26 protein-coding genes and 1 pseudogene are annotated in these 23,400 nt (G+C 74.3%); 14 read left to right on the forward strand and 13 right to left on the reverse strand.

Translation table 11 applies throughout. The annotated features are described in order from the left end of the window. Positions 1–131: 131 nt before the first annotated feature. Complete coding sequence (gene panD, locus H9X71_RS02350) at positions 132–548, reverse strand: aspartate 1-decarboxylase (protein ID WP_191148146.1); 417 nt, start codon at positions 546–548, stop codon at positions 132–134. A 237-nt stretch (positions 549–785) separates the two neighbouring features. Here panD and H9X71_RS02355 point away from each other — a divergent pair, with 237 nt between their 5' ends. Then, positions 786–1,871, forward strand: coding sequence for a YihY/virulence factor BrkB family protein (locus tag H9X71_RS02355; RefSeq protein WP_191148147.1), 1,086 nt, complete (start codon positions 786–788; stop codon positions 1,869–1,871). Positions 1,872–1,928: 57 nt separating this feature from the next. On the opposite strand, the gene H9X71_RS02360 is transcribed toward H9X71_RS02355, so the two are convergent. Next, a complete protein-coding gene (locus tag H9X71_RS02360; protein WP_191148148.1) occupies positions 1,929–3,455 on the reverse strand; it encodes a cryptochrome/photolyase family protein in 1,527 nt (508 codons plus the stop codon). 145 nt (positions 3,456–3,600) lie between these two features. Between H9X71_RS02360 and H9X71_RS02365 the strand changes: the two genes are divergently transcribed. Continuing rightward, positions 3,601–4,998 carry a glycosyltransferase family 2 protein gene (locus H9X71_RS02365; RefSeq protein ID WP_191148149.1) on the forward strand — a complete coding sequence of 466 codons (1,398 nt, stop codon included), beginning with the start codon at positions 3,601–3,603 and terminating at the stop codon, positions 4,996–4,998. Here the strand turns inward: H9X71_RS02365 and H9X71_RS02370 are convergent. From H9X71_RS02370 to upp, 3 genes are all read right to left on the reverse strand, one after another. Continuing rightward, entirely contained in the window at positions 4,995–5,438 is a 444-nt protein-coding gene (locus H9X71_RS02370; protein WP_244961728.1) for a MarR family winged helix-turn-helix transcriptional regulator, read from the reverse strand. The two genes, H9X71_RS02365 and H9X71_RS02370, sit on opposite strands and share 4 nt — an antisense overlap. Before the next feature lie 320 nt (positions 5,439–5,758). Then, the gene (locus H9X71_RS02375; protein ID WP_191148150.1) at positions 5,759–6,538 is read right to left on the reverse strand and encodes a winged helix-turn-helix domain-containing protein; all 780 of its coding nucleotides are present in this window, start codon (positions 6,536–6,538) and stop codon (positions 5,759–5,761) included. Between the two features lie 388 nt (positions 6,539–6,926). Continuing rightward, positions 6,927–7,565: a uracil phosphoribosyltransferase gene (gene upp / locus H9X71_RS02380; protein WP_053773585.1), complete on the reverse strand. Its 639-nt coding sequence runs from the start codon at positions 7,563–7,565 to the stop codon at positions 6,927–6,929. A 32-nt stretch (positions 7,566–7,597) separates the two neighbouring features. Here upp and tadA point away from each other — a divergent pair, with 32 nt between their 5' ends. Continuing rightward, the gene (gene tadA, locus H9X71_RS02385) at positions 7,598–8,080 is read left to right on the forward strand and encodes a tRNA adenosine(34) deaminase TadA (protein ID WP_280527979.1); all 483 of its coding nucleotides are present in this window, start codon (positions 7,598–7,600) and stop codon (positions 8,078–8,080) included. 25 nt (positions 8,081–8,105) lie between these two features. On the opposite strand, the gene H9X71_RS02390 is transcribed toward tadA, so the two are convergent. Next, positions 8,106–9,023, reverse strand: coding sequence for a cation diffusion facilitator family transporter (locus tag H9X71_RS02390; protein ID WP_191148151.1), 918 nt, complete (start codon positions 9,021–9,023; stop codon positions 8,106–8,108). Positions 9,024–9,142: 119 nt separating this feature from the next. Between H9X71_RS02390 and proC the strand changes: the two genes are divergently transcribed. After that, positions 9,143–10,036 carry a pyrroline-5-carboxylate reductase gene (gene proC / locus H9X71_RS02395; protein ID WP_244961730.1) on the forward strand — a complete coding sequence of 298 codons (894 nt, stop codon included), beginning with the start codon at positions 9,143–9,145 and terminating at the stop codon, positions 10,034–10,036. A 25-nt stretch (positions 10,037–10,061) separates the two neighbouring features. Here the strand turns inward: proC and H9X71_RS02400 are convergent, their stop codons facing one another. After that, positions 10,062–10,730, reverse strand: a complete 669-nt coding sequence (locus H9X71_RS02400; protein ID WP_043671599.1) for a potassium channel family protein — start codon at positions 10,728–10,730, stop codon at positions 10,062–10,064. A 64-nt stretch (positions 10,731–10,794) separates the two neighbouring features. Then, on the reverse strand, positions 10,795–12,219 hold the full coding sequence (locus tag H9X71_RS02405; protein ID WP_191148152.1) for a TrkH family potassium uptake protein: 1,425 nt from the start codon (positions 12,217–12,219) through the stop codon (positions 10,795–10,797). Between the two features lie 77 nt (positions 12,220–12,296). Here H9X71_RS02405 and H9X71_RS02410 point away from each other — a divergent pair, with 77 nt between their 5' ends. The 3 genes from H9X71_RS02410 to H9X71_RS02420 all read left to right on the forward strand — a co-directional run bounded on the left by H9X71_RS02410 (position 12,297) and on the right by H9X71_RS02420 (position 13,378). Then, positions 12,297–12,845 carry an ArsR/SmtB family transcription factor gene (locus H9X71_RS02410; RefSeq protein WP_191148153.1) on the forward strand — a complete coding sequence of 183 codons (549 nt, stop codon included), beginning with the start codon at positions 12,297–12,299 and terminating at the stop codon, positions 12,843–12,845. A 122-nt stretch (positions 12,846–12,967) separates the two neighbouring features. Further along, positions 12,968–13,207: a helix-turn-helix domain-containing protein gene (locus H9X71_RS02415; protein ID WP_191148154.1), complete on the forward strand. Its 240-nt coding sequence runs from the start codon at positions 12,968–12,970 to the stop codon at positions 13,205–13,207. Positions 13,208–13,279: 72 nt separating this feature from the next. Beyond that, a complete protein-coding gene (locus H9X71_RS02420; RefSeq protein ID WP_003792170.1) occupies positions 13,280–13,378 on the forward strand; it encodes a 30S ribosomal protein bS22 in 99 nt (32 codons plus the stop codon). 156 nt (positions 13,379–13,534) lie between these two features. Here the strand turns inward: H9X71_RS02420 and H9X71_RS02425 are convergent, their stop codons facing one another. Beyond that, a complete protein-coding gene (locus H9X71_RS02425; protein WP_191148155.1) occupies positions 13,535–14,287 on the reverse strand; it encodes an HAD family hydrolase in 753 nt (250 codons plus the stop codon). Positions 14,288–14,363: 76 nt separating this feature from the next. Here H9X71_RS02425 and H9X71_RS02430 point away from each other — a divergent pair, with 76 nt between their 5' ends. The 4 genes and pseudogenes from H9X71_RS02430 (at position 14,364) to H9X71_RS02445 (ending at position 17,238) form a co-directional block, all read left to right on the forward strand. Next, entirely contained in the window at positions 14,364–14,627 is a 264-nt protein-coding gene (locus tag H9X71_RS02430; protein WP_191148156.1) for a glutaredoxin family protein, read from the forward strand. Positions 14,628–14,685: 58 nt separating this feature from the next. Then, positions 14,686–14,988, forward strand: coding sequence for a Dabb family protein (locus tag H9X71_RS02435; protein WP_191148157.1), 303 nt, complete (start codon positions 14,686–14,688; stop codon positions 14,986–14,988). A 142-nt stretch (positions 14,989–15,130) separates the two neighbouring features. Beyond that, positions 15,131–15,700, forward strand: a pseudogene (locus tag H9X71_RS02440) (ABC transporter ATP-binding protein); the annotation flags it as partial. Then, positions 15,697–17,238 (forward strand): hypothetical protein, encoded by a 1,542-nt coding sequence (locus H9X71_RS02445; RefSeq protein WP_191148159.1) that lies wholly within the window; start codon positions 15,697–15,699, stop codon positions 17,236–17,238. The pseudogene H9X71_RS02440 and the gene H9X71_RS02445, both read left to right, overlap by 4 nt. A 101-nt stretch (positions 17,239–17,339) precedes the next feature. Here H9X71_RS02445 and H9X71_RS02450 read toward each other — a convergent pair whose 3' ends face one another. The 4 genes from H9X71_RS02450 to aspS all read right to left on the reverse strand — a co-directional run bounded on the left by H9X71_RS02450 (position 17,340) and on the right by aspS (position 20,893). After that, entirely contained in the window at positions 17,340–17,555 is a 216-nt protein-coding gene (locus H9X71_RS02450) for a hypothetical protein (RefSeq protein WP_191148160.1), read from the reverse strand. Between the two features lie 55 nt (positions 17,556–17,610). Continuing rightward, positions 17,611–17,940 carry a DUF7882 family protein gene (locus H9X71_RS02455; protein ID WP_191148161.1) on the reverse strand — a complete coding sequence of 110 codons (330 nt, stop codon included), beginning with the start codon at positions 17,938–17,940 and terminating at the stop codon, positions 17,611–17,613. A 225-nt stretch (positions 17,941–18,165) separates the two neighbouring features. Further along, positions 18,166–19,395, reverse strand: a complete 1,230-nt coding sequence (locus H9X71_RS02460; protein ID WP_191148162.1) for an LCP family protein — start codon at positions 19,393–19,395, stop codon at positions 18,166–18,168. A gap of 187 nt (positions 19,396–19,582) precedes the next feature. Beyond that, positions 19,583–20,893, reverse strand: coding sequence for an aspartate--tRNA(Asn) ligase (gene aspS / locus H9X71_RS02465; protein WP_191148163.1), 1,311 nt, complete (start codon positions 20,891–20,893; stop codon positions 19,583–19,585). A 109-nt stretch (positions 20,894–21,002) separates the two neighbouring features. Between aspS and H9X71_RS02470 the strand changes: the two genes are divergently transcribed. The 3 genes from H9X71_RS02470 to H9X71_RS02480 are packed head-to-tail and all read left to right on the forward strand — an operon-like array spanning position 21,003 to position 23,379. Further along, on the forward strand, positions 21,003–21,815 hold the full coding sequence (locus H9X71_RS02470; RefSeq protein WP_204569186.1) for a LamB/YcsF family protein: 813 nt from the start codon (positions 21,003–21,005) through the stop codon (positions 21,813–21,815). Continuing rightward, complete coding sequence (locus H9X71_RS02475) at positions 21,812–22,432, forward strand: 5-oxoprolinase subunit B family protein (protein ID WP_191148164.1); 621 nt, start codon at positions 21,812–21,814, stop codon at positions 22,430–22,432. The genes H9X71_RS02470 and H9X71_RS02475 overlap by 4 nt, the downstream gene beginning before the upstream one ends. After that, positions 22,429–23,379, forward strand: a complete 951-nt coding sequence (locus tag H9X71_RS02480) for a 5-oxoprolinase subunit C family protein (RefSeq protein ID WP_425321406.1) — start codon at positions 22,429–22,431, stop codon at positions 23,377–23,379. Before H9X71_RS02475 ends, H9X71_RS02480 begins: the two co-directional genes overlap by 4 nt. The last annotated feature ends 21 nt before the right edge of the window (positions 23,380–23,400 follow it).

Genomic DNA, 23,400 nt, shown 5'->3' on the forward strand with positions numbered 1-23,400 from the left:
GACTCCACGGTAGCCGGGCATCCTGGTGTTCCCCCCACATGCCCGGGAATGTACCCCGGACTGGGGGTCACGCCCTGTGTCCGTCGTTTGGGGGACCCAGTACCCTGATCCGTCCGCGCGGGCGCTCGAAGTCAGACGGGCTCGGCCAGCGGCGACCGCTCGAGGCCGGGCGCGGGCGGGGCCGTGGGGTCCGCGTCGACCAGGCGGATGCGGTTCTCGGCGTCCACGTGCACCACGTGCGGCTCGAGCGCGCGGGCCTCCTCCGTGGTCATCTGCCCGTAGGCGATGAGGATGACGACGTCCCCGACGTCCACCAGGTGCGCTGCCGCGCCGTTGATGCCGAGCACGCCGCTGCCCCGCTCGCCGGCGATCGTGTAGGTGTCGAGCCGCGCGCCGTTGGTCACGTCGACGATGCTCACGCGCTCGCCCACGAGGATGTCCGCGGCGTCGAGCAGGTCGCGGTCGACCGTCACGGAGCCGACGTAGTGCAGGTCGGCGTGCGTCACCGTGGCGCGGTGGATCTTCGCGGTCATCATGGTGCGCAGCATGCGTCCTCCTCCTGCCGGGCGGCGTCCGTGCGCGCTGAGGCGGAGCACGGTGGTCGCTCACGCGACCACGACAGGCCAACGCGCACGGGCCGGCGGATGTTCCGGCGGGTGCCGGATCCGCGGGCGCGCGAGGCCCTCGGCGAGTGTACGAGACGCGGCCGGGCTAGGCGCGCCGCCCGACGCGGGCCACTCTGGGGGAGGGGACCCGACCCGCTGAGCGAAACCACGGAGGCACCAGTGGCACGACGAGACACGGCCGGCAGCATCGACGACCGGCCGCACGAGGACGACGCGCGCAAGCCCGACTCCCCGACGGAGATCGAGAAGCCGTCCTGGAAGTACGTCCTCCGCAAGACCATGCGCGAGTTCACGGGCGACCAGTGCACCGACATCGCGGCGTCGCTGACGTACTACGCGGTGCTCTCGCTGTTCCCCGCGCTGATCGCGGTCATCTCGCTGCTCGGCGTGTTCGGGCAGGGGCGGTCGACGGTCGACGCGGTGCTGGAGGTGGTGCGCGGCTTCGCCCCGCAGGACGCGATCGAGCTCCTCACGCCGGTGCTCGAGGGCTTCGTGGACTCGCCCGCCGCCGGCTTCGCCCTCGTCTCCGGCATCGTGCTCGCCATCTGGTCGGCCTCCGGCTACGTCGGCGCCTTCAGCCGCGCGATGAACCGCATCTACGAGATCCCCGAGGGTCGCTCGTTCCTCAAGCTCAAGCCCACGCAGCTCGCCGTCACGGTCATCGGCATCGTGATCCTGCTGGTCTGCGCGCTCATCATCGCGATCTCCGGCCCCGTCACCGAGGCCATCGGCGAGGCGCTCGGCCTCGGCCAGACGGTGCAGCTCGTGTGGTCCATCGCCAAGTGGCCGGTGCTCGCGATCCTGATCATCCTGCTCATCGCGATCCTCTACTACGCCACCCCGAACGCGAAGCAGCCGAAGTTCCGCTGGATGAGCATGGGCGCGGCCATCGCGCTCCTCGTGCTGGTCGTCGCGAGCGTCGCCTTCGCGTTCTACGTCACGAACTTCTCCAGCTACGCGAAGAACTACGGCGCGCTCGCCGGCGTCGTGATCTTCCTGCTCTGGCTCTGGATCGCGAACCTCGCCCTGCTGTTCGGCGCCGAGTTCGACGCGGAGCTCGAGCGCGGACGCCAGCTCCAGGCCGGCATCGCCGCCGAGGAGACCCTGCAGCTGCCGCCGCGCGACACCAAGGTGAGCGACAAGAAGGCCGCCGTCGAGCGCGAGGACGTCAAGGTCGGCCGCGAGATCCGCGAGCGGCACGAGCGCCGGGAGCGCCTCGGGCACGGCGACGGCGACGACGCCTGATCGGATCCCCCGCACCACCGAGGCCCGCGCGTCGATCCGACGCGCGGGCCTCGTGCGTCACCGGTCCTTGATCTCGTCGTACGCCGCGAGGGCCCGGCGCCGGGACTCCCCGAGGTCGACGATGGGCGACGGGTAGGCGGCGAGCCCGCCCTCGGCCGACACGTCGGCGTCGTCCTCCGCGCTCGCGACGAGGTCGCCCTGCGCCTTCCACGGCTCGTGCACGACGTCCCTCGGCGCGTGCGCGAGCTCGGGCACGTAGGAGCGGATGTACTCGCCCGACGGGTCGAACTTCTGGCCCTGCAGCACCGGGTTGAACACCCGGAAGTACGGCGCGGCGTCGGCGCCGGATCCCGCGACCCACTGCCAGCTCGCCGCGTTGTTCGCCGCGTCCGCGTCGACGAGCGTGTCCCAGAACCACTGCTCGCCGAGGCGCCAGTCGATGAGCAGGTTCTTGATCAGGAACGACGCCACGACCATCCGCACCCGGTTGTGCAGGTGCCCGTCCTTCCACAGCGCGCGCATCCCGGCGTCCACCAGCGGCACGCCCGTCTCGCCGCGCTGCCAGGCGCCGAGCGTCTCGTCGGTCGGCTCCCGCCAGGGGAAGGCGTCGAACCGCGGGACGAAGTTCCGCGTCGCGAGGTCGGGCTGGTGGTACAGCAGGTGGTAGCTGAACTCCCGCCAGCCGAGCTCGGACAGGAACTTGGTCGCGTTGGCCCCGTCGCCGCCGACCTTCTTGCCGCGCGTGCGCTGGACCCGGTGCCACACCTGGAACGGGCTCACCTCGCCCCAGCGCAGGTACGGCGAGAGCCGCGAGGTCGACATCGCGGCGGGTCGGTCGCGGTCCTCCGCGTAGTCCTCCAGCTCGTGGTGCACGAAGTCCTCGAGGCGCTGCAGCCCCGCCGCCTCGCCCGGGTCGCAGGCCTCGCGGAGGCCGGCTGCCCAGTCCGGCGCCGTCGGCAGCAGGCCCCAGTCGTCGAGGTCGTCCGTGCGCGGCGCCCGGCTCGGCGCGTGGAGCTCGTGCGGCGCGGGGTACGGCTTCCGCGGCTCCTCCCGGTCCTGCGCGGCCTTCCAGAACGGCGAGTACACGCGGAACGGCTCGCCCTGCTTGTTCGCGACCGTCCACGGCTCGACGAGGAGCGATCCCTGGAAGCTCCGCACGTCGAGGCCCCGGTCGCCGAGGTCCTTCTTGACGGCCGTGTCGACCGCGATCTCCGCCCCGCCGTACCGCCGGTTCCACAGCACCGCGCCCGCGCCGACCTCCGCGACGAGGTCGTCGAGGATCCCCGCGGCCTTCCCGCGCCGCAGCACGAGCGGGGAGCCGAGCGCGGCGAGCGACTCGCGCAGGCGCGACAGGCTCATGTGCAGCCACCAGCGGGCGGCGCCGCCGAGCGGGCGGATCCCGTCGCTCTCCTCGTCGAGCACGTACAGCACCACGATCGGCTCGCCGCGCTCGACGGCCGCGTGCAGGGCCGGGTTGTCGGCCACGCGGAGGTCGTCGCGCAGCCACACGACGGTCGGCCCGTGCGCCTCGGCGGCACCCTCCCGGTCCGCGGATGCGTGGTCGGGGGCGTCGTCGTCGCTCATGCATCGAGCCTAGGACGGCGCCCCGCGGGCGACCGGAGCGGGGACGCGGCACGCGCAGGCCGCGGTGGCCCGTAATATCGCACATGGCAGTGCGCGTCCGTCCGGGTCCGTCCGCCGACTGAGATCCGCCGTCGTCGAGAGGCCCATGGACAGCTCGAGCACCCCCGCGCTCCGCGAGCACGACCCCGGCGCACCCGTCTCCGCGGTCATCGTCACCGGCGACGCCGGATCCACCATCGCCCGCGCGCTGGCCTCCCTCGTCGGGCAGACCCGGCCGCCTGAGCGCGTGTTCGTGGTGGTCGCGGGCAGCCGGGACGACACGTTCGCGGCCGCCCGCACCTTCAACGGACGGCACGAGCACGCGCCCGGCGGCGCGGGCCCGGCGAGCACGACGGTCACCGTGATCGACCGCGGTCCGGGCGAGGCATCGCTGCGCTCGGCGTACGACTTCGCCTTCCGGCTCGTCGGCGACGCGGGGCGCGTGCTGCTCGTCCGGCCCGACGCGGAGCTCGAGCCGCGGGTCCTCGAGCTGCTCGCCGACGCCCTGGACCGCGATCCCGCCGCCGCGTCCGTCTCCGCCCGCCTCGACCCGCGACCCAGCGGGTCGCGTGGCCCCCTCGCGGCCGGCCTCCGACTCCTGCAGCGGCACTGGGCGATGGGCGCCGTGGAGACCGGGATCGACCTCGGCCTGACCGGTCCCGTGCCGCTGGCTCCCGCGACGCTCGTGCGGCTCGCCGCCCCCGACTCCCGAGCGCCCGGCGGCCAAGCCCCGGCCGACGGGATCCTCACGGCCCTCCTCGCCGGCGAGGACCGCTCCGCGCTCGTGCCCGGTGCCCGCGCCGGCGTCGACACGGCCGTCACCTGGGGCGTGCTCCGCGAGCGGCGCGACCGTTGGGGCTCGTACGTCGGCCGCATGACGCGCGGCAGCGCGCCCGCCGACGCGGCCGATCGCCGCCGCGCCCGCCTGGCCGCCCTGCGCATCGGCGTCGGGCCCGTGCTCCGCTTCGTCTCCTACGCCCTCGCCGCCCTGTACCTCGCGGCCGCCGGCATCCAGGGCGCGTGGGAGCCCGCGTGGTGGTGGGCCGTCCCCGTGCTGGTCCGGCTCCCGCTGCAGATCCGCACCCTGCGCCGGATCCGCGAGCGCACCGCCGCCGACGTCCTGTTCGGCGCGACGCACCTGCCGCTCGAGGCGGGGGAGGCCGCGTACGGGGTCTCCCGCATCCGCGACGGCCTCCACCGCTTGTTCCCGAGCGGGCGGCGCGGCCCCGCCCGGCGCGCGACCGTCCCGCCCCTCTCGGTCGTCGACGCGGGCGCCGCGGCCGTCCTGTCCGCGATCGTGGCGGGCGTGCTCGCCCTCGCCGTCGTCGGGGGTCCCGCGGCGGAGGCGCTCACCAGCGCCATCGGCTGGGCCGCGTGCCTGGTCACGGTGGTCGACCTCGTCACGGCGCTCCTGCGCCTGCTCGTCGCGCGCGGCGGCCCGTTCGCCCGGCCGGCCGCGACGGCTGCCGCATCGGGCGGCGCGAACGGCGGATCCGCAGCCTAGGAGTCGGCGACGCTCCCGCGCAGCTTGTCCGTGAGGGCGCGCAGCGTGTCCAGCTCCTCGGGGGTCAGCGCCGCGCCCACGGTCGAGGCGATGGACTCCATGTGCACGCGCGCCACGGCGCGGAACGCCGCGTCGCCGGCGTCGGTTAGCCGCACGATGGTGGCCCGCCCGTCGCTCTCGTCGCCGCACTTCACGACGAGGCCGCGCGCGACGAGCCGGTCGATGAGGCGGCTGACGCTCGGCTGGGTCAGCAGCACGTGCTGGTTGAGGTCGCGCAGGCGGAGGCGCCCGTCGGGCTGGCGCGAGATGTTGAAGAGCACGTCGTACTCGTTGAAGGAGAGCTCGCGGCTGGGGAACTCGGCGCTGAGGCGGCGCATGACGCTGACCTGGGCCCGGAACAGCGACTCCCAGGCCCGCACGGCGTCCGCGGTCTCGCCCACCAGGCCTCCTCGTCGGTGCGCGTCCGGATGAGGATCGGACGTGCGCTCTCGATCGGAAGTCTACTGACGGGCGCCGGGCGGTCGGCCCGCGGCGACCGGCGCCGGACATGACTGAGGGCCGACCCCAGAGGCATGGGGCCGGCCCTCTCCCTTGCACCAGGAGTGTCCTGCAATCACATTCCGTCTCCACCGCCACAGCAAACGATGGGGACGAGAAGACTGTATAACGATCCCGTAACGCCCCGCTACCCGGAAACGGACCTCTGTGCTGGGAGTCCCCCGACAGCTCCGCAAGCAGGGGCTGAGCCGGTCGCGGCGGGTCAGAAGAGGTCGGGCGACTGCGTGCTCGCGTGGTGCACGGAGACGTCAGCGTGCCGGTCGAACCGGTACCCGGCGCCGCGCACGGTGCGCACGATCTCCTCGTAGCGGCCGAGCTTGGCGCGCAGGCGGCGGACGTGCACGTCGATGGTGCGCTCGTTGGGCACCTCGTCCTCGTCCGCGGCCGACCACAGGGAGGAGATCAGCTCGGATCGCTCGATGGTGCGGCCCTCGCGGAGCACCAGGTACTGCAGCAGCTCGAACTCCTTGTAGGTGAGCGGGGCGGTCTCGCCGTCGAGCACGACGCGCTTGCGCGACAGGTCGACCGTGACGCCGCCCTCGACGCGGTCCTCGTCGTCGGGCTGCTCGCGGTGCTGGGCGACGGCGGCGGGATCCTGCAGGGCGAGGCGCACCACGTCGATGTCGCGGCCGCCGGCGCCCTCCGGCGCGAGGGCGACGGCCGCGTGCGTCTCGATGCCCGGGGCGAGCTCGCTCGCGAGGCGCTTGAGGGCGGCGACGACGGTGCCGAGGTCGGTGCCGGCGGCGGCGGCCTTGAGCTCGTCGAGGCCGACGTAGATGGCGAAGCCGCGCGCCTCGGTGCCCTCGGGCACGGCGCGGAGGCGGGCGGGTCGAGCCGGGGCGGCGACGGGAGCCGGCGTGGCGGCGGATGCGGCGGGTGCGCGGCGGGCGGCCGGGGCGAGCGGCGTCGCCGCGCGGAGCACGGGGGCGGCGGGAGCGGATCGGAGGGGGGTGCGGGCGGTGTCGATGGTCGCGAGCGACATGGCGGTGTCCTTGTGATGATGCGGGTGCGGCGCAGCGGAGGTGCGCGGGACCTCGGGGAGTGCGGGTGCCTCAGGGGGCGGATGCGCCGGTGACGGCGGGGAGGGTCGACGACGGATGCGTCGCGGGACCGCTCAGGCGAAGGGGGCGGGTCAGGCCGACATTCGACAGGACATCGCGACACGGCCGGGCATCATCATGCCGGCGACTCCCGAGGCCTCGGAGGAGGTCAGGACGTGCGCGTTCAGAGTCATGGGGAGAGCTTGCACGGATCCGTGCGCCTGTGTCAACAGGAGCGGCGGGAATCGTGCGGGACGCGCAGCTTTCGTGCGTGGACGGACAGCGGCGCCCGTCCCCGAGGGGAGCGGGCGCCGCGGAGGGCGGTGCGGGTCAGTGCGCGGCGGTGCCGTACAGGCGGTCGCCCGCGTCGCCGAGGCCCGGGATGATGTAGCCGACCTCGTCGAGCTTCTCGTCGAGCGCGCCGAGCACGATGGTGACCTCGCGGCCGGCGGTCGCCTCCTCGACGGCCTTCAGGCCCTCGGGCGCCGCGATGAGGCAGATGCAGGTGACGTCGACCGCGCCGCGGTCGAAGAGGTACTCGATGGCGGCGATGAGGGACCCGCCGGTGGCGAGCATCGGGTCGACCACGAAGCACTGGCGGTTCGAGAGGTCGGTGGGCAGGCGCTCGGCGTAGATGTCGGGCTGGAGCGTCTCCTCGTTGCGCACCATGCCGAGGAAGCCGACCTCGGCGCTGGGCATGAGGCGCATCAGGCCGTCGAGCATGCCGAGGCCCGCGCGGAGGATGGGGACGACGAGCGGCTTCGGGTCGCTGAGCGTGAGGCCCTGCGCCGGCGCCACTGGCGTCTGCACCGTGATCGTCTCGACGCGGACGTCGCGGGTGGCCTCGTAGGCGAGCAGCGTGACGAGCTCGTCGGCGAGGCTCCGGAACACCGGGGAGGGGGTGGTGCGGTCCCGCAGCGCCGTCAGCTTGTGCGTGATGAGCGGGTGGTCGGCTACGTGGACTCGCATAGGCTCCATCTAATCAGCAAGGGGGAACGCGATTGGACCTGCGCGTGCCGGCCGACTACGAGCGCTGGATGGACGTCGCGCTCGACGAGGCCCGGGCCTGCGCGGCCACCGGCGACGTGCCCGTGGGCGCGGTCGTGGTCGATGCGTCGGGCGCGGTCATCGGGCGTGGGCGGAACCTCCGAGAGGCGCGGCAGGACCCCACCGCGCACGCCGAGGTCGAGGCGCTGCGCGAGGCCGCGGCGACCACGGGCGACCGCCATCTCGTCGGCACGACGCTCGTCGTCACGCTCGAGCCGTGCGTCATGTGCGCGGGGGCCATCCTCGCCGCGCGCGTGCCGCGGGTCGTCTTCGGCGCGTGGGACGAGAAGGCGGGCGCGGCCGGATCCCTCTACGACGTGCTGCGGGACCGCCGGCTGCCGCATCGCGCGGAGGTGTTCGCCGGCGTCGCGGCGGACGAGTGCGCTCGGCTGCTGGACGCGTTCTTCGCCGACCGGCGCACGGCCCCCGGATCCTGATCCGGACCGCGCTCCGGCTCCGGCGTCAGCGCGTGGCGACCCGCACGTCGGGCTCGAGGTAGATGACGCGGGCGACCGGCACGGCCTCGCGCACGCGGCGCTCGATCGCGTCGATGCCGGCGGCCACGTCGCCGAGCGAGCTGGTCGCGGGCATAGCGATCTTCGCGGCGACGAGCAGCTCGTCGGGGCCGAGGTAGAGCGTCTTCATGTGGATGATCGACTCCGCCTCGTCGCCGGCGGTGATGGCGGCGCGGATCGCGGCGACGTCGGGCTTCGACGCGCCCTCGCCGACGAGCAGGCTGCTCATCTCGATGCCGAGGACCACGGCGACGAGGACCAGCAGGACGCCGATGAGCAGGGTGCCGATGCCGTCGTAGATGCCGTCGCCGGTCACGATGGACGCGACGACGCCGAGCAGCGCGAGGACCAGGCCTGACAGGGCCGCCGTGTCCTCGAGCAGGAGGACGGGCAGCTCGGGGCTCTTCGCCCGTCGCACGAACTGCACCCAGCTCTGCTTCCCGCGCAGCGGGTTCGACTCCTTGATCGCGGTGCGCAGCGAGTAGGACTCCAGGGCGATCGCGATGAGGAGCACGACGACCGGGAGCCACGGCACGTCGAGCGGCTCCGGGTGCTCGATCTTGTGGATGCCCTCGTACAGCGAGTACACGCCGCCGACCGAGAACAGGATGATCGAGACGATGAACGCGTAGACGTAGCGGACCCGGCCGTAGCCGAACGGGTGCTCCTCGTCCGCGACGCGCTTGGCGCGCTTGCCGCCGATGAGCAGCAGCACCTGGTTGCCGGAGTCGGCGAGCGAGTGCACGCCCTCCGCGAGCATCGAGGAGGATCCGGAGAAGAACGCCGCGACGAACTTCGTGATCGCGATGCCGACGTTGGCGATGAGCGCGGCGAAGATCGCCTTGCTGCCGTGGGATGCGCTCAAGGCGGGACCTCCTCGACCGGCGAGACGGCTCGGGCCGTCCGGGCGCGGATGCCCCGGTCGATTCAGCCTAGCCACGCGGGCGCCCCGGCTGACGCCCGGGCGATCCCTAGGATCGGGGCATGCCAGACACCGCCGCCCGCCCCGCCGCTCCCGCCACCGACGCCGCCCGGGGGACCGGACCCGTGCGCCTCCCGTCGCTCGCGATGCTCGGTACCGGATCCATGAACGGCGCCATCCTCGGCGGCCTGCTCCAGCCGGGCGTCGAGGTCGACGGCGACGTGCGGGTCACCACGCGCTCCGCCGCCAGCGCCGCCGCGCTCGCCGAGCGGGACGGCGTCGCCGCGTCGAGCGTCGAGGAGGACCCCGACGCGAACCGCCGGGCGGTCCGCGGTGCGCGCGTCGTCGTCGTGGGCGTGAAGCCGCACATGGTGCCGGACCTCCTGCGCGAGATCGCGGACGACCTGGAGCCCGGTGCCCTCGTGGTCAGCGTGGCGGCGGGCGTGACCATCGCGACCTTCGAGTCGCTGCTGCCCGAGCACGTGGCCGTGCTCCGCTCGATGCCGAACACGCCGTCGCTCGTCGGCCGCGGCGTCACGGGGCTGGCCGCCGGCACCCGCTCGACGCCGGAGGACCTCGCGCTCGCCCGCGCGGTGTTCGCGACGGTCGGCGACGTGGTGGAGGTGCCCGAGGACCGCATCGACGCGCTCAGCACGATCTCCGGATCCGGCCCCGCCTACGTCTTCCTGCTCATCGAGGAGCTGACGCGCACGGCCGAGGCGAAGGGCTTCAGCCCGGACGAGGCGCGCGTCCTCGTGCAGGGCACCTTCCGCGGCGCCGTGGAGCTGCTCGCCGCGTCGGACGACGAGCCCGCCGAGCTCCGCCGCCGGGTCACGAGCCCCAAGGGGACGACCGAGCGGGCCGTCGAGGTGCTGCAGGCGGCGGACCTGTCGGGCCTGTTCGACCGCGCCACCGACGCCGCGCTCGCCCGCGCCCGGGAGCTCGCGGCCGGCTGACGCGCGCCGCCGGCGGGCCCGCGGATCAGGACAGCGAGGCGAACCGCTCGATGTCGGCCGACGTGCCCGACACGATGATGAGGTCGTGGTTCGAGACCACCGTCTCGGCGGTCGCGTAGGTGAACGGCTTGCCGGGCGTCTTCACGCCGACCACCGTGATCCGGTAGCGGCGGCGCACCGACGACTCCGCCAGCGCCATGCCGCGGATGGGCTTCGGCGGGTACATCTTCGCGAGCACGAAGTCGTCGTCGAACTCGATGAAGTCGAGCATCCGGCCGGAGACCAGGTGCGCCACGCGCTCGCCCGCCTCGGCCTCCGGGTAGATGACGTGGTTCGCGCCGATGCGCTCGAGGATCTTGCCGTGCGACTGGCTGATGGCCTTGGCCCAGATCTGCGGGATCTTGAGGTCGACCAGGTTCGCCGTGATGAGCACGCTCGCCTCGATCGACGAGCCCACGGCCACGACCGCGATGGAGAAGTCCTTGGCGCCGAGCTGCTGCAGCGCCTCGATGTTGCGCGCGTCGGCCTGCACCGCGTGCGTCACGCGGTCGGACCACTTCTGCACGAGGCCCTCGCTGGCGTCGATCGCGAGCACCTCGCGGTCGAGCCGCGCGAGCTGGCCGGCGGTCGCGGCGCCGAAGCGGCCGAGCCCGATCACGAGCACGGGGGCGTTGTGGGGGATGCGTTCGCCCATGAGGGGCCTCTCTGCTGCGGTGGATGCGGTGACGGACGGGGAGGGTGCGCGGGCCGGCGGCGGCTCAGCCGACGATCGGCCGCTCCTCGGAGCGCTGGAACAGCTGCCGGCGGGTGCTCGCGGCGAGGGCCGCCGCGAGGGTCACGGTGCCGACGCGCCCCAGGAACATGGTGGCCGCGAGCACGTACTTCGCGGGATCCGTGGCCTCTGCCGTGAAGCCCGTGCTGAGCCCCGACGTGGCGAAGGCGCTGATGGCGTCGAAGAGCACGTAGTCGAGGCGCTCGCCGGAGATCTGCAGCAGCACGATGCTGCTGAGCGCCACCGTCGTCGCGCCCCAGAGCACGATGCTGACGGCGAGGCGGAGCACGTCGCTCGGGATCCGGCGCTCGAAGACCTCCATCGACTCGCTGCCGCGGGCCTCGGCGAAGGCGGCGAGGAACAGGATCGCGAGGGTCGTGACCTTGATGCCGCCGGCGGTGGACGCGGATCCGCCGCCGATGAACATGAGCATGTCGGTGACCAGCAGGCTCGCGTTGCCGAAGTCGCCCATGTCGAGCGTGGAGAAGCCGCCGGAGCGCGTCATCACCGACAGGAACAGGGCCTGGAAGCCGTGCTGCACGGGATCCATGAGCGCGAAGGTCTTCCTGTTGTCCCACTCGAGCACGACGTAGGCGAGCGTGCCGAGCACGATGAGGATGAGCGAGGTCCACAGCGTGAGCTTCACGTGCACGGAGAACCGCCGGGGCTTCCGCCAGCCGCGGTACACGGCGTAGATGACCGGGAAGCCGATGCTCCCGAGGAACACGCCGATCATGAGCAGGCTGAGGAACCAGTAGTCCTGGTGGTACAGCTCGAAGCCGGCCTCGCTGAAGACGAAGCCCGTGTTCGTGAACGCCATGAGCGAGTAGTAGAAGGAGTCGAGCGCGGCCTGGCCGACGGGGATGCCCTCGAGCAGGATCCGCGGGAACAGCAGCGCCGCGATGGACAGCTCGATGACGAGGGCGCTGATCGCGACCGTGAGCAGCAGCGTGCCGATCTCGCCGAGCTTCACGGCCTGGCCCTCGGCGACGGGGCCGTGGTGGATCCGCAGCGGATTGCTGTCGCTCGCCGCCATGAGCCGGGCCTTGAGGCCGAGGCGGCGGGAGACGATGAGGCCCATGATCGACGCCAGCGTGAGGACGCCGATGCCGCCGATCTGCACGCCGAGCGCGATGAAGGCGTGACCGAGCGGGGTCCAGTACGTGGCCATGTCGACGGTCGCGAGGCCCGTGACGCAGATGGCGGAGACGGCCGTGAAGAGGGCGTCGGCGAAGGGCGCGGTGTCGCCCGAGGAGGTCATGCCCGGGAGCATGAGGATCGTGGTGAGCGTGAGGACGAGCGCCGCGAAGATGAGGATCGCGAAGCGGGCCGGCGTGGAGTGCGCGAAGTAGTCGAGGAAGTCGCGGATGCGGCCCAGCAGGGGACGGCCCTTCTCCGGCTTGACGCGCATGGTCCCCTGTCCGCTCCGGGCCCGTGTGGCCCGGATCGTCATGGTACTGCGAGTGCGCGACGGAATAGCCTTCGGGGATGGCTGACATCTTCGACGTCGTGTCGGATCCCACCCGACGCGACCTCCTCCGCGTGCTGCTCGACCGACGCGCGGTGCGCGAGGCCCCGACGGGGGAGATCAGCGTCTCCGAGCTCGTGCAGACCCTCGGGATCAGCCAGCCCACCGTGTCGAAGCACCTGCGGGTGCTGCGCGACATCGGCCTCGTCTCCGTGCGCGAGGAGGGGCAGCACCGCTACTACCGGCTCGAGGCCGCGCCGCTCCAGGCGCTCGACGCGTGGGTCGCGCCGTTCGTCGACGCCGACCGCGAGGACGCGGCGCGGGACGACGCGAACGCGGATCCGGACACCGGCCTCCTCGGCGGCGGGCTCTCGACGGATCCCGACGGCGACGACGAGCACGACCCGGCGGGCTACCCGTTCGCCGCGTCCCTCGGCCGGATCTGGGCGGACACCCGCTACCAGGCGGCCGCCGCCGTGCACGACGCGACGCGCGTCGCGGGGACGGCGGGCCAGGCGTCGCTCGGTCGCCTGCGCGCGCGGAAGCAGGGGAACACGCGGGACGCGTGATGCAGGATGTGACACCATGGACAGGCGTCCATCCGCACCCCTAGACTCGCGCACCAGCGCCCGCATCGCGGGGGCTACGAGGTCCGTGAGCCGGTCACGCAGAACGAGGAGTCGATCCGCCCATGTCGCGTGACCTGTCCGACGTCCGATTCCTCACGGTGGCCGAGGTCGCCGAGATGATGCGCGTCTCCAAGATGACCGTCTACCGGCTCGTCCACTCGGGCGACCTGCCCGCCATCCGCTTCGGCCGCTCGTTCCGCGTGCCCGAGTCCGCCGTGCTCGCGGCGATCGACCCGCAGAACGCGCTCCCCGGCCAGCCCGGCGACCGGTCGCGTCACTCCGGCATGTCGGATGTCGGCTAGACTCCTCTGAGGCTATTTTCCGCGGGTCACCAGAGTCCGCGTGTTCCGTCCGGCAACAGATGAGGTGCCCCTATGGGTTCAGTGATCAAGAAGCGTCGCAAGCGCATGGCGAAGAAGAAGCACCGCAAGCTGCTTCGCAAGACGCGCCACCAGCGTCGCAACAAGAAGTAGAGCGCACGCGTCCACGAGGGCGCCGAACGCGAGGAGAGGACGCCGACCCGGCAACGGGGCGGCGTCCTCTTCGTGCGTCCGGGGGCGGATGCGGTGGCCGGGGATCCACGCCGGCTCGCCCGAGCGGAACCGCTCAGCTGAGCCGAGCCGAGCCGCTCAGCCGCCGGTCGAGCCGCCGGCCTCCGCGGCCTCGCGCCGCACGCGGCGCCGGGCGTCGCGGATGCTCGCGCGCTGGAGCCGCATCGCGGGCCAGCCAGCCGCGCGCGCGTGCGCCGCGAGACCCTGGTCCGGGTTCACGACCACGGGGTGCCCGACGAGCGTGAGCAGCGGGATGTCGTGCCGGGAGTCGGAGTAGGCCCAGCACTCGGCGGCGTCCGCGCCCGTCCGCGCGAGGAGGCCCCGGGCGGCAGCGGCCTTGTGCGCGCCGTGCAGGAACTCGCCGAGGAGCCGCCCCGTGTAGGCGCCGTCGCGCACCTCGAGCGTGCTGCCGAGGGCGCCCGTGAGACCGAGGCGGCGGGCGATCACGTCGGCGAGGAACGAGGGCGACGCCGTCACGAGCCAGACCTGGTGCCCCTTGGCGAGGTGCTCCTGCGCGAGACCGAGTGTCTCCGGCCAGACCGTCGGCGCGGTGTGCCGCTCGTAGATCTCGTCCGCGAGGCGCGCCATGTCGGCGACCCGGACGCCCGTGACGACCTCCAGGCCGCGGGCGCGGGCGGAGGCGAGGTGCCGGTCGTTCTCGCCGCGGGCCTTGAAGCGCGCGTGCTTCCAGCCGGCGCCGACGATGTCGCGCACCGTGAGGAGGCCGGCCGCGCGGAGCCCGCGCACGAGGTGGAAGACGCTGGCGCCGTGGATGAGGGTGTTGTCGACGTCGAAGAACGCGAGGACCGGGGTGCCCGCCTGCTCGACCATGATCGGCTCAGCGTAGGCGACGCTCCTGGGGCGTCGCGCGGGCGGGACACCGGGGGCGCTCGCCTACGCTGGGCGGATGAGCGCAACCGTCCTCACCCTCGTCGGCAAGCCCGGCTGCCACCTCTGCGACGACGCCCGGCAGGTCGTGACGGAGGTGCTCGGGGGCCTCGGCGCGGATCGCGCCGCGGAGGTCACGCTGGAGGAGCGGAGCATCCTCGACGACCGGGCGCTCGCGGACCGGTACGCGGAGGAGATCCCCGTCCTCCTCATCGACGGGCGGGTCCACAACTACTGGCGCATCGACGCCGACCGGCTGCGCGCGGCGCTCGACGCGCGCTGACCCGACCGGCGGCGGCCCGGGCGCCGACAGCGACGCCGGCCGCGGATAGGGTCGTCGCATGACCCTGCGCCACGTCGTCTCCTGGAAGCTCGCCGACCGCGATCCCGCCGCCCTCGACCGGGACGCCGCCCGCGTCCGGGAGGCGCTCGAGACGCTGCCCGGCCTCGTTCCCGGCATCCGCTCGTTCCAGGTGGGGCGCGACGTCGTCGGATCCGCCCGCAGCCACGACCTCGTGCTCATCGCCGACTTCGACGACCGCGCCGGCCTCGAGGCCTACGACGTGCACCCCGAGCACCAGCGCGTGGCCGCGTTCGTGCGGAGCCTCGTGGGATCCGCGGCGTCCGTCGACTTCGAGGTCTGAGCCGCCGCCGGGCGTCCCCGGCGCCGCCGATCCCCGAGCGCCGTCCTCACCCGTGCGGGAGGATGGCCCGATGGGGGATGCGGTAGAGGTCGAGCGGGTGTCGGTGGTCGTCGACGGGATCCCGCTGCTGCGGCCGACCGACCTGACCGCCGCCGCGGGCGACGCGGTCGCGGTGACCGGCCCGAACGGCGCCGGGAAGACGACCCTGCTGCGCGTGCTCGCCGGGCTCAGCCGGCCGAGCGCCGGATCCGCCCGCGTGCAGGGGCGGCCCGTGGACGAGCGCGACCGGGCCTTCCGCCGGGCGGTCTCCGGATCGATCGGCCACCCGCCCACCGCGCGCGACCTGACGCTGGCCGAGCACCTCGCCGTCATCGCCGCGTCCTGGGGCCTCGACGCGGAGGCGGCCCGCGGGCGCGCGGCGGAGCACCTCGAGCGCTGGCGGCTCGCGCCCCTGGCGCGGCGGTTCCCGCACGAGCTCTCCTCCGGGCAGTCGCAGCTCGCGGCGCTCGCCATGGCCACCGTCCGGCCCCACGACGTGCTCCTCCTCGACGAGCCCGAGCAGCGGCTCGATCCCGACCGGCTGCAGCTCGTGATCGGGATCCTCCGCGAGGAGCTCGACGACGGCCGCACGATCGTGCTCGCGACGCACAGCCCGGTGCTCCGCGACGCGGTCGCGCACCGGTCGGTCGCGCTCGTCGGCGACGCGGCGTGAGGACCGCGCGCGCCCTCCGGGCGGTCCGGTCGATCCGGCTCGAGCGCGGCGGCGCCTCGCCCATGGACCTCGCCTACGCGCTGTACGCGGGTGCGCTCACGGTGCTGATCGTCGGGATCCCCGTGCTGCGCGCCGTCGTGCTGGAGCTCGCGGAGCCGGATGCGGCCGCCGCGCTCCTCGCGCACGGGCCCTCCGCGGCCACCGCGGTCGCCGGCCTCGCGGCGGCGGCGCTCGTCCTGGCCGGCGGTGCGCGCGGCCCGGCGCTGCTGTCCCCCTTCCTCACCGCCGCGCTCGCGGGCGGCGACCTCCCGCGCGCCGCGGTGCTCGCGCGGCCCTTCGCGCGGGCGGTGCTCGGATCCGCTGCCCTCGCCGGGCTCGTGGCGCTGCTCCCGGGGCTGGGGCTGCTCGTCGCGGGGCGCGCGGAGCCGTGGCCGGTCGTCGCATGGACCGCGGGCGGCGCGCTGCTCGGCGTGGTGCTCGCGGGCTGCTGGCTCGCCGGCCAGCGGCTGACCGAGGCCGGTCGCGGCATCGGGGCGGCCGTGCTGCTCGGATCCGCGCTCATCGCCGTCCTGCGGCCGACCCCGGTGGTCCCGTGGTCCGCCGTGGGGACGCTGTTCCCCGGAGCGGCCGCGGGCGCGTCGGCGGGCGCCCCCTCTCCCGGGGACGCCGCCGTCGCGCTCGCGGTGCTCACGGCGTCGGCCGTCGTCGCCCTCGCGGTCGCGCCGGCGCTCCTCGGCGGCCTCCGCGGGCCGGACCTGCGAGCGCAGGCGCAGCGGTGGCAGACGGCGACGACGCTCGCCACGACCGGCGACCTCGCCATGGCGACGGGCGGGTTCCGGCCCGTGCCGCGGATCGGCCGCGGCTGGCGGGCGGTCGGCGGCGGATCCCCGGCGGCCCTCGTCCTGCGGCGCGACCTCGTGGGCGCCCTGCGCACGCCGGTGCGCGCGGCCTCCGCGTGCCTCGGGACCGCGGCCGTCGGCGCCCTCGTCGCGCTGGCGCTCGACGGCGCGGGGTCCGGGCTCGTGATGCCCGCGGTCGCCGCGGCGCTCGTCGGGTTCCTCGCGCTCGGCGTCGGGGCGGACGGGTTCCGGCACGTCGTGGACGTCTCCTCGGCGCCGCCGCTGTACGGGATCCCGACCGGGCGCCTGCTCCTGCTCCACGGCGCGCTGCCCGCGGCGGCGGGGGTCGCGTGCGCGCTCGCGGGGGCGGGCATCGCCGTGGCCGGCGGGGCGGGCGCGACCGCGCTCGTCGTCGCGCCGGCCGTCGTGCTGCTGCTCGTCGTGATCCGCGCGTTCGACGCCGCGAAGGGCCCCCTGCCGCTCGAGGTGATGGCGCCCGTGGTCACGCCGGCGGGCGACGCCTCCGCGCTCGTGATCGCCGCGTGGCAGGCCGATGCGCTGCTGCTCGCGGGCGGATCCGTGCTCGCCGTCGTGTCCGCGGCCTCGACGGTCGGCCCGCTCGGGGCCGCGCTCGTGCTGCCGCTGGGCCTCGCGGCGGCCTTCCGCACGCGAGGGCGCATCGCGGCGACGCGGGCCTAGGACGGGACGACCGCGCCGGGGCGCCCGGCCGTGGTCCCGACCGTGCACCGCGACGGATCGTCGCCCTCCGGACCGCCGCGCGTGCCGCCGGAGGACCGGGATCAGCCGCGGGGCAGCGCGTCCTCGAGGATCCTCACGGCCTCGGGCGCGGGGACGGTCCACGAGACGGTCGCGGTGATCCGCGCCACCCCGGCGTCCGACAGGTTCGTGCCCGTGAAGTCGACCTGCACGTCGCGCACCTCGCGGCCGAGGACCGTCGCGGCCTCGGCGCCCCTGAGGATCGCCTCGTCGTCGTAGGGCAGGTTGGTCAGGGCCATGCGTCCTCCAGGAGGCGTCGTGAGGTGGTCGGTGCGGCGCGGTGCGGCGCCGGGGTCAGTCGGCGGCGGGGGCCGCGACGGTCGTGCCCGCGGGCGGCTCCGGCACGAGGTGCAGGCCGGATCCGGTGTTCGCGCTGTCCATCAGGAGGTCGATCCAGGCCGGGTTGATCGAGGGCGCGCGACTGCCCGAGAAGCGGAAGTGCAGCGGCAGCTCGGGGGCGACCCACACCGTGCTGCGGCCGTCGCCCTCCGAGGCGGGGTACTTCCACGAGAACGCGAAGCTCTCGCGTCGGCGGAGCTTGTTGAGCATGACGATCTGCAGGTGCGCGAGAGCGCGGTCGTCGATGGTGGTGCGCGTGGTGCTGTCGAAGATCAGCTGGCCCATGGCGTGCCCTCCTCCGTGTCCCGTCCTGGTCTCCGCCGACCGCGTGGGATCGTGTGGATCCGGCTGCGGAGACGGCTCGGCGACCCCGCGGGAAGGGCATCGAGCGATGGCTGAATATTACGGCACCAGCCGAATAACGAGCCCATCCGCGGGCGGCCCCGTCGGTCAGCGGATCAGCGGCGGATCGCGTCGTGGAGAGCCGAGGAGGGCGCCCGCGGATCCGCGTCAGCCGTTCGAGCAGGTCTCCTCGGACGCCATCTGGCCGGTGACGCCCTCCGGGAGCACGGCGGGGGCGGAGGGGCCGGCGGTGGGGGAGGCGCCGGCATCCGGCGCGGGCGTCTCCGCGGCCGCGGGCTCGGGCGCCGCGACGCCCTGCCCCGTGCTGCCGGGCGCGAGCGCGAAGTCGGCGTCGGCCGCGACGAGGCGGATCATCTCGTCGCCCTTCGCGACGTCCTGCGCCACCCGCCCGGACTCGAGCCGGATGCTCGGGTACTGGACGAACGTGAAGCGGTCGAGCGGGATGTCCTTCACGGTGAGGGCGAGCGAGGCGATCGCGGAAGGGCTGTCGAGCGACGTCGACAGCACCATGTTGTCGATAGCCGCGCGGGCGATGCCGTAGACCTTCGCCGGATTCGTCAGCGTGTCCGTCGCCGTGACGGTGCGCAGCAGCGCGCTGAGGAACACCTGCTGGTTGCTGATGCGGTCGATGTCGCTCCCATCGCCCACTCCGTAGCGGGTGCGGAGGAACTGGACGGCCTCGCGTCCCTGGAGCACCCGCTCGCCCGCCTGGATGTCGAGGTCCGTCTTGGGGTCGAAGATGCGCTTCGCGATGCAGACCGGCACGCCGCCCACGGCGTTCGACATCTCGATGACGCCGTTGAACTGGATCACGCCGCCGTACGGCACCTCGAGGCCCGTGATCGCCTCCACGGCGCGCACGACGCAGGGGAGGCCGCCGCGCTTGAGCGCCTCGTTGATCTGGACGCCGGAGGACGCGGCGACCTCGACGCCGTCGGGCCCCGCGCAGGCGGGCATGTCGACGAGCATGTCGCGGGGGAACGACACGACGGTCGCGCGCGTGTGGTCCTCGCTGATGTGCAGGAGCATCGTGACGTCGTTGAGGTTCCCGGTCTGGACGTCGCGTCCCGTCCCGTAGCCGTCGCCCTGCCCCTCGCGGGTGTCGCCGCCGACCAGCAGGATGTTCGCGCCTCCGTCGATCCCGCCGATGGACGGCGGCGGCGCCTGCCCGTCGCCGATCTCCACCGAGTTCGCCTGCACCGTGCGCGCGAGGTCCCACGCCGCGAACGCGGCCACGGATCCGGTGCTCACGAGCGCGACGGCGGCGACCGCGGCCACGGCCTTCACGGCGGTGCGCGCGCCGCTCGGCCTCGGCAGCCGGCCGTGCCGGGCGATCCCGCTCGTCAGGCGCCGGTCGTGTCGCGTCTCGTGGGGCATGCGGGCTCCTCGGCGTCGGGCGTGCGGCCGCCCGGTCGGGTCGGCGCTCCCTGCCACGCTACGGACGCGTCGTCGTCCGCGGTTCCCCCGAGCGATGTAGATCCGCGCCCCCGATGCCGTGCCCCGCGGACGCACGACGGCCCGACCCCCGCGCGGGGATCGGGCCGTCCGACGGTGCGAGCGCGACCTACGGGGCGAGCCGGTTCGGCCCGCGGAACAGGTAGGTGACCTCGCGCAGGTTCGACTGGTGCAGCAGGAGCATCAGCACGCGGTTGAGGCCCATGCCGAAGCCGCCGTGCGGCGGGACGCCGTAGCGGAAGAAGTCGAGGTAGGAGCCGAGCTCCTCGGGGTCGAGGCCCTTCTCGCGGGCCTGCGCCTCGAGCACCTCGACGCGGTGCTCGCGCTGCGCTCCCGTGGTGATCTCGACGCCGTTCCAGATGAGGTCGTAGCTGTTCGTGATCGACGGGTCCTCGGCGTTGCGCATGTGGTAGAACGGCCGGATCGACGACGGGTAGTCGGTGAGGAACACGAACTCGTGGCCGAACTCCTCCATCACGTGCGCCGCGATCTGGCGCTCGCCCTCGGGGTCGAGGTCGTCGTCGGCGCGGTCGATCACGTGGCCGCGCTTGGCGACGATGTCCTTGGCCTCGAGCAGCGGGATCCGCGGGAACGGGATGCTCGGCACGGTCACCTCCACGTCGAACAGCTCGCGGATCTCGTCGCCGTGCTTCTCCTTCACCGCGGTGAGCGCGGCGACGATGAGCTCCTCCTGGAGGCGCGCGACGTCCTCGTGGCTCTCGACCCAGCTGATCTCCGCGTCCACCGAGGTGAACTCGGTCGCGTGGCGCGAGGTGAAGGACGGGTCGGCGCGGAACGCCGGGCCGACCTCGAACATCTTGCCGAAGCCCGCGGACTGCGCCATCTGCTTGAAGAACTGCGGGCTCTGCGCGAGGTACGCGACGCCGTCGAAGTAGTCGACCTTGAACAGCTCGGCGTTCGACTCGGAGGGCGTCGCCATGAGCTTGGGGGAGAAGACCTCGATGAAGTCGTGCTCCACCCAGTAGGTGCGCAGCGCGTGCACGAGCGTGGTCTGCACGCGGAAGATCAGCGAGTTGCGGGGCGCGCGCAGGTCGATGAAGCGCCAGTCGAGGCGCTTGTCGATGGAGGAGTCGGCCGCGATGGGGGTCTCCGGGATGGCCGCGCCCGCGACCTCGATGCCGGACAGGCCGATCTCCAGGCCGCCGAGCTTCACGCGCTCGTCGTGCTTGAGCGTGCCGGTGGCGGTGAGGAAGGTGCCCGCGGCGAGGCCGGAGATGGCGTCGGCGGTCGCGTCCTCGTCGCCCTGGCGCTTGTAGGTGAGCTGCACCGCGCCGGACTCGTCGCGGAGGATCACGAACTGGATCTTCTTCTGGTCCCGGACGGTCTCGACCCAGCCGGAGACGGCCACGTCCCCGTCGTCGAGGGCGGCCAGGTTCTTGATGAGGGTTCGGGTGGTCACGGTCGTCGAGTCTATCCGCGGCGCCGTCGGGCCGGTCGCCCCGCTGGCCGCCTAGCCTGGTGGGACGGCACCGCGGCGCGCGGCGGCCGCGACCGGGCAGGGAGCCGCCATGCAGATCGACCTCAACAGCGACCTGGCCGAGTCCTTCGGCCGCTGGACCCTCGGCGACGACGACGCGATGCTCGCCATCGTCTCGAGCGCGAACGTGGCCTGCGGGTTCCATGCGGGGGATCCGCTCGTCATGCTGCACGCGCTGGAGCGCGCGGCACGCGACGGCGTGGCCGTCGGCGCGCACGTCGCCTACCGTGACCTCGCCGGCTTCGGCCGCCGCGACCTCGACGCCTCGCCCGCCGAGCTCACGGGCGACGTGCTCTACCAGCTCGCGGCGATCTCCGGCATGGCCCGGACGGTCGGCGCGCGCGTCTCGTACGTCAAGCCGCACGGGGCCCTGTACAACCGCATCGCGCACGATCCCGTGCAGGCGCAGGCCGTGGTGGACGCCGTGGTCGCGCTGGATCCGACGCTCCCCGTGCTCGGGCTGCCCGGCTCCGAGATCCTCCGCCTCGCCGCCGCGGCCGGCCTGCCGACGCGCGTCGAGGCGTTCACCGACCGGGCGTACACGCCGGAGGGGGCGCTCGTGTCGAGGCGGCAGGAGGGCGCTGTGATCCACGACCCCGCCGAGGTCGCGGCCCGCTCCGTGCGCATGGCGACGGAGGGCACGGTGGTGGCGGTCGACGGATCCGTGGTGCGGCTCGACCCCGACTCCCTCTGCCTGCACAGCGACACCCCCGGCGCCGTGGTGCTGGCCCGCGCCGTGCGCGACGCGCTCGAGGCGGCCGGCGTCGCGATCCGCCCGGTGCCGGACGCGGAGCCCGCCGACCCCGCGCCCCGCACCGCGCCCGCCCACCGGCTCGCGCTGTGACCCTCCGGCTCCTGCCGTGCGGCGACGCGGCCGTGATGCTCGACCTCGACTCGCTCGACGAGGTGCTCCGTCTGCAGCCCGTGCTCGACGCGACGCGGCCCGCGGGCGTCGTCGACGTCGTCCCGGGTGCGCGCAGCATCCTCGTCACGGTGGATCCCGACGTGCTGCCCCTCGCGGCCGCCCGCTCCTGGGTGCTCGCCGCGGAGCCCGCCCCGGAGGCGGGTGCGCGCGGCGGCGAGCCCGTGGAGATCGAGGTCGTCTACGACGGCGAGGACCTCGCCGACGTGGCCGCGCTCCTCGGGATCGGCGTGCGCGAGGTGGTCGCGCGCCACACCTCCGGCACGTGGACCGTCGCGTTCGGCGGCTTCGCGCCCGGGTTCGGCTACCTCGCGGGCGTCCCTGGCCTGGAGGTGCCGCGCCGGTCGTCGCCGCGTCCGCGCGTCCCCGCGGGGGCGGTCGCGCTCGCCGGCGAGTTCAGCGGCATCTACCCGCGGGTCTCGCCGGGCGGCTGGCAGCTCATCGGCACGACGCGGGCCGTGCTGTGGGATCCGGCGCGCGAGCCGGCGGCGCTGCTGCAGCCCGGATCCGCCGTGCGCTTCCGCGAGGTCGCCGCGTGAGCGGGCCCGAGGCAGGCTCCGCGGACCCGGCCCCGGACCCGGCCCCCGCCCGGCGCGGCCGTCGCGCCACGACCGCCGTCGCGCCCGCGCTCGTCGTCGAGCGCACCGGGCCGCTCATGCTCGTGCAGGACGCGGGCCGCCCGGGCCACGGCGGCATCGGCGTCTCGCCGTCGGGTGCGCTGGATCCCCGCGCCCTCGCCGACGCCAACCTCCTCGTCGGCAACGCCCCCGACGCGGCCGGCCTCGAGATCGTGCTCGGCGGCGCGGTGCTGCGCGCGACGGCCGCGGTGTGGGTCGCGGTGACCGGCGCCGTCGGACCGCTCACGCGCACGGCGGGTCGGGGGACCCGGCCCGCGCCCTGGTCCGCGGCGCTGCTGCTGGACGCGGGCGACGCCCTCGAGATCGGCCCGGCCGAGGCCGGCATCCGCTGGTACCTGGCCGTGCGCGGGGGGATCGACGTCGTCCCCGTCCTCGGGTCGCGTGCCGCGGACCTGCTCTCGGGCGTGGGGCCTGCGCCCGTCGCGGTCGGCGACGTCCTGCCCGTCGGATCCGCGGCGACGCTCCCCGTGCCGCCCGTCGACGCGCTGCCCGTCTCCGCGCCCGCCGACGGCGAGGTGCTGCTCCGGGTCTCGCCCGGGCCGCGCCTCGACTGGTTCGTCGACGGATCCTGGTCCGCGCTCCTCGACCGGCCGTGGGAGGTCACGGCGGAGGCCGACCGCGTGGGCGTCCGCCTCGACGGCGAGCCGCTCGAGCGGCGGATCCCGGGCGAGCTCCCCAGCGAGGGCGTCGTCACGGGCGCGCTCCAGGTGCCGCCCTCGGGCCGGCCGATCCTGTTCCTCGCCGACCACCCGATGACGGGCGGCTACCCGGTGATCGCCGTGGTCGCGCGCGACGACGTGCGGCTCGCCGCGCAGCTGCGCCCCGGGCAGCGCATCCGCTTCATCTGACGGGGAGCGCGGACCGGGGCG

The organism is Clavibacter zhangzhiyongii (genome assembly GCF_014775655.1).
Classification (GTDB): Bacteria; Actinomycetota; Actinomycetes; order Actinomycetales; family Microbacteriaceae; genus Clavibacter; species Clavibacter zhangzhiyongii.